This is a genomic window from Nitratidesulfovibrio liaohensis, assembly GCF_011682075.1.
Lineage (GTDB): Bacteria > Desulfobacterota > Desulfovibrionia > Desulfovibrionales > Desulfovibrionaceae > Cupidesulfovibrio > Cupidesulfovibrio liaohensis.
Map to the genome: position 1 here is coordinate 1 of NZ_VSMK01000236.1, position 4178 is coordinate 4178.

The following is a 4178-nucleotide window of genomic DNA, read 5'->3' on the forward strand; positions in this document are numbered from 1 at the left end:
GCCCACGGCGGCGCCCTGCCGCAGCAGCGGGCTTGCGGCGACCGCCGTGCCCACACCGGCCACCCCTGCGGTGATCAGCACCACGTCGATGAGCGCGCACAGCGCGGCCACGGCCATGTGGTGGTTGCGGCGCAGGCTCTGGGTCAGCACGAAGGCGTTCTGTGCGCCGATGGCGATGATCAGGCTGGCCCCGATGCCGAGGCCCTGAAGGTATGGTGCAAGGTGCATGGCGCAACTCCAAAAGCAGGAATGAATGCCCGGCAGACGCCGCCCGTCGTCCGTCGGCACACGTCGTCCGAGGAAACTCCCCGGAGAAACTCATCCCAGCGGGAATGTCTCCGGGATACATGCCGTACGGGCGGCTATCCGCCGTGACGCCCCTGTTCTACCTTGTTCCGCACCATGCGTGAAATTACTTGTTGTGCTGTTGCATAAGCAAACGTACTAATCGAACATGCTCGACTACCGACTTGTGGAGGCCGTGGCCGCCGTCATCCGTGAAGGGGGCTTCGAGCGGGCCGCGCGGGTGTTGCACCTGACGCAGTCCGCCGTGTCGCAGCGGGTCAAGGCGCTGGAGGACCAGTTGGGCACCGTGCTGGTGGTGCGCGCCACCCCGGCCCGTGCCACCGACGAGGGCCGCCGCCTGCTGGCCCATTGCGACAAGGTGGGCCTGCTGGAAACCGACCTTGCCGCCGCGCTGCGGCCCGAGGGAGGCTCCGATTCCCCGGGCGCGGACGCCCCCGGCATCCCGCATGTTCCGTGGACCACCCTGCCGGTGGCCGTGAACGCCGACAGCCTGGCCACGTGGTTTCCCGATGCCGTGGCCCCGTTCCTGCTTGCGGAACGCGCCCTGCTCGATCTTTCCGTGGACGACCAGGAGCGCACCCACCTGCTGCTGCGCGACGGCAACGTGGCCGCCGCCGTGTCCACCCGCGCCGTCGCCGTGCAGGGCTGCCGCTGCCTGCCCTTGGGCCGGGTGGACTACCTGTGTCTGGCCGCGCCCCACTTCGCCGCGCAGTGGTTCCCCGCCGGGCTCACCGAAGCCGCCTTGTGCCACGCGCCCGCCGTGATCTTCAACCGCGCCGACGAGGTGCATCACCAGTTCCTGCGCGGCCTGCTGCCCAGCGCAGCCTCCTTCGACCACATCGCCCGCAGCCTGCCGCTGCACTACATCCCCTCGTCCGAACGCTTCGTGGACGTGGTGGCTCAGGGCCTTGCCTACGGCATGATCCCCCTGCCCCAGGCCCGCCAGCACCTTGCCGATGGCCGCCTGGTCGATCTCGCACCCGGCCACTCCGTACCCATCCGCCTCTACTGGCACTGCTGGGGACTGCGCACCCGCCTGCTCGATGCCCTGACCCAGCATGTGGTCAGTCATGCCCAACAGGTGTTGGCGCAGGAATAGCGAAAGCGGAACCCGCTGGACTCCGCTTTCAATCAGGCACAATGTTCTGCCTGCTTCACCCGTGGCAACGGCAAATCCCGCCTCGGAACATGGCTCAGACGCGCACGCCTAGGGCGCGCAACCATGCATCCACCTGACCAAAGGCGTCCTGCTGCCATTGGTCTGCGGTATAATCCCCGGAAATTTCAGAATCTTCGATGAACTTGCGCACACATGTCGGCCCATACGCGTCCACCGAGGAAAATTTTTCGTCGATGCATCGGAACCCCTGAACGGCAGAGGAATGAAGGAGCAGCGGGCGGCATGCCTCGGCCAAAGCAACAACACCGCCGGGGTAGTTCCTGATGCAATAGAATATGTCGTAGGCATCCTTCTGCTTGTACCTGCCCGCCAGGGCATGCCCTTTCATGGCAAGCAACGCAGGAATCGAACACACGGAAATTTCCACTCGGTTGACGCCACCTGTCGGCATTGGACCATCAAGGGCCACAATCTGCTGAAACTGGATGGCAAGGTCAGCCCCGTCCGCCCGCTGAACTGCAAAATTTGCGATCATCGGAGGCTTATGCCTTTCGATTTCCGCATGCCGGGGCATGAGAAAATCCACAATGACCTGCACGGGAGGGCCACCGTCATCAGCGGGCACGCTGCGCACGAGTTGGAAGCGACGCAAACCCTCGCCCTGTTGATAGCCATGCCGCATGAGCGCCTCGATGAGGGTCGCGTAGTCACCGTCCCCCAGAGCCTCTGCGTCGAGCCCGAGGTCTATGTCCAGCGTGCCGACATGGGGCATCTCCGGATTGTCCAGAAGCAGCCAAGGCACAGCCCCTCCAATGACAACGAATCGTCCCCGGTAGCTGCCCAGTATCTGGCCGATCTCCACCAGCGCCGCCCGGACCGATCTGGTCGCGCGGTCATCATAGTCAGCGGCGCATTGCGGTTCACCGGGGATCAGTTTGACCATGCAAGCTTCTCCCGGCGCAGGTTATCGGCAGCCTCCGCCCCGCGTTCTCCCAGGGCGCATAGATCAAGATATGTCTGGACAGGGCTGGTGCATGCAATACCAGGGGCGGGTTGTATGGCATCCTGCAAAATGCCTTCATCCGTCGGCACCGTCACCACGACATTGCCACCCTTGTCGACGCGGACAAGGTGCAGCGTGGAAACCAGCAGGGCAAGCCCGGATACGTCCGCATAAAAATACTGTGTTCCAGAGCGCAGATACGGCGCCAGCCACCGCCCTGCAGAAAACGACGCCAGCAGGATACATCCCAGCGCAGTACCGGAAACGCCACGCACCGCTGCATCAAACGCCTCGCCATGCAGGGACGTGTAATATTCGCGGCGCTCACCGGCGGGTGGTTCATAGACTTTCCGCCATGCGTCAAGCAAGGCATCCGGCTTGAGCAGAAACAGACCACTGCCAGAGTCCTCACCCCATTCTTCGGCAAGGAGCTTCCTGCGCACATTGCTGACGTGCCCAAGGCTTACCTGTGCGGCATCCGCAAGGTCCGCGACGCGCCATGCCCTGTGCGGCTGCCGCAGCAACACCCGCAACACCCGCGCCGACTTCGGCTTGAACAACGATTTCACCTCGCGGCGTACGGCCTTGGGCTTGTCCACCACTTCCCGCTCAATGAAGATGCCGTCGAACGCAATGCGCGCATTTCCTGCCAGATCAAGGTAGCCGACGTCATGTTCAACACACAGCGCGCGTGCCTGGGGCGAGAGATACGGGGCCATGAATACCGGAGTCATGTCCCGTCCATCACGGCGCAACGATTCGCGCAGCATCAGGAGCGCGGCACGGACCTGCTGCGGCTGCGCCCGGTCTTTCACCTCACAGACAAGCAGATGCTCGCATCCGCCCACGTTGACCTGCAACACAAGATCCAGCGTGTGGCCACCGCAGCTGACTCCCTGCGTGCATGACTTGACGCTCTGCACCAAGGGAATCTTGCCCAGCATCTCTTTGATATACGCCATGGCCTGCTGTTCGATATTCATCATCTTCACCTCGTTCAGCATGCGCTGAAATAGGCATTTTTAATGAACGTCGTCAACATTTTTCACTAAAAAACACCATTTCATCAAAAAATGAAACCTGTCTTCACAGTGAAAACTGTCCATTTCAATGAAATGGCTAGGCAGAAGGTCCATGATGCCGGGCCACATAGCGGCAAGCGCCCCTACTTCCCGGCATCCACCCCGGCATCGCCGAAGGTGGCCATCTTTTCGAAGATGTCGGCGGCGCTGCGCAGCAGGAAGATGGACAGGGCGCCGCCGGTGCCTTCGCCAAGGCGCAGGCCGAGGTCGAGCAGGGGGCGGATGTCCAGCTTGTGCAGGATGGTCGTGTGGCCCTGTTCGGCGGAGGCGTGGCTGAACACGCAGTACCCGGCCACGGCGGGGGCTATTTTCCAGGCGGCGGTGTACGCGGCGGTGGAGATGAACCCGTCGATGACGGCCACCAGCCGGTGACGGGCGGCACCCAGAATCAGGCCCGCAAGGGCGGCGATTTCCAGCCCGCCCACGGCGGCCAGGATGTCCACGGGGTCGCCGGATTCGACGGTACGGCGGTTGGCGGCCAGAGCGGCGCGGATGACCTGCGCCTTGCGGGCCACGCCGTGGGCGTCAAGACCGGTGCCGGGGCCGGTGACGGCTTCGGGGTCCAGGCCAAGGTACGCGCAGTACAGGGCGGTGGAAGGCGTGGTGTTGGCGATGCCCATGTCGCCGGTGCCCACGCAGCGGCAGCCGTCTGCGGCGGCCTGCGCGG

Annotated in this window: 5 protein-coding genes; 1 reads left to right on the plus strand and 4 read right to left on the minus strand. The window is 63.8% G+C overall.

The features are described from left to right. Window positions 1-228 (minus strand): LysE/ArgO family amino acid transporter (locus tag FVW27_RS09230; protein ID WP_167124544.1); only part of this gene is annotated, 228 nt, incomplete at its 3' end. A 226-nt stretch (window positions 229-454) separates the two neighbouring features. Here FVW27_RS09230 and FVW27_RS09235 point away from each other — a divergent pair. Continuing rightward, window positions 455-1405 (plus strand): LysR family transcriptional regulator ArgP, encoded by a 951-nt coding sequence (locus FVW27_RS09235; RefSeq protein WP_167124546.1) that lies wholly within the window; start codon window positions 455-457, stop codon window positions 1403-1405. Window positions 1406-1499: 94 nt separating this feature from the next. On the opposite strand, the gene FVW27_RS09240 is transcribed toward FVW27_RS09235, so the two are convergent. The 3 genes from FVW27_RS09240 to FVW27_RS09250 form a co-directional block, all read right to left on the minus strand. Next, window positions 1500-2369, minus strand: coding sequence for a hypothetical protein (locus FVW27_RS09240; protein WP_167124548.1), 870 nt, complete (start codon window positions 2367-2369; stop codon window positions 1500-1502). Then, window positions 2357-3415 carry a type IV toxin-antitoxin system AbiEi family antitoxin gene (locus tag FVW27_RS09245; RefSeq protein ID WP_208294715.1) on the minus strand — a complete coding sequence of 353 codons (1059 nt, stop codon included), beginning with the start codon at window positions 3413-3415 and terminating at the stop codon, window positions 2357-2359. The genes FVW27_RS09240 and FVW27_RS09245 overlap by 13 nt, the downstream gene beginning before the upstream one ends. Before the next feature lie 179 nt (window positions 3416-3594). Continuing rightward, window positions 3595-4178: nicotinate-nucleotide--dimethylbenzimidazole phosphoribosyltransferase (locus FVW27_RS09250; protein WP_167124552.1), on the minus strand; the 584-nt coding region annotated here is incomplete at its 5' end.

Excerpts from the sequence above, each read along its gene's own strand:
- FVW27_RS09245 (WP_208294715.1), bottom strand. The coding sequence starts at position 3,415 with ATGATGAATATCGAACAGCAGGCCATGGCGTATATCAAAGAGATGCTG.
- FVW27_RS09235 (WP_167124546.1), top strand. The coding sequence starts at position 455 with ATGCTCGACTACCGACTTGTGGAGGCCGTGGCCGCCGTCATCCGTGAA.
- FVW27_RS09240 (WP_167124548.1), bottom strand. The coding sequence starts at position 2,369 with ATGGTCAAACTGATCCCCGGTGAACCGCAATGCGCCGCTGACTATGAT.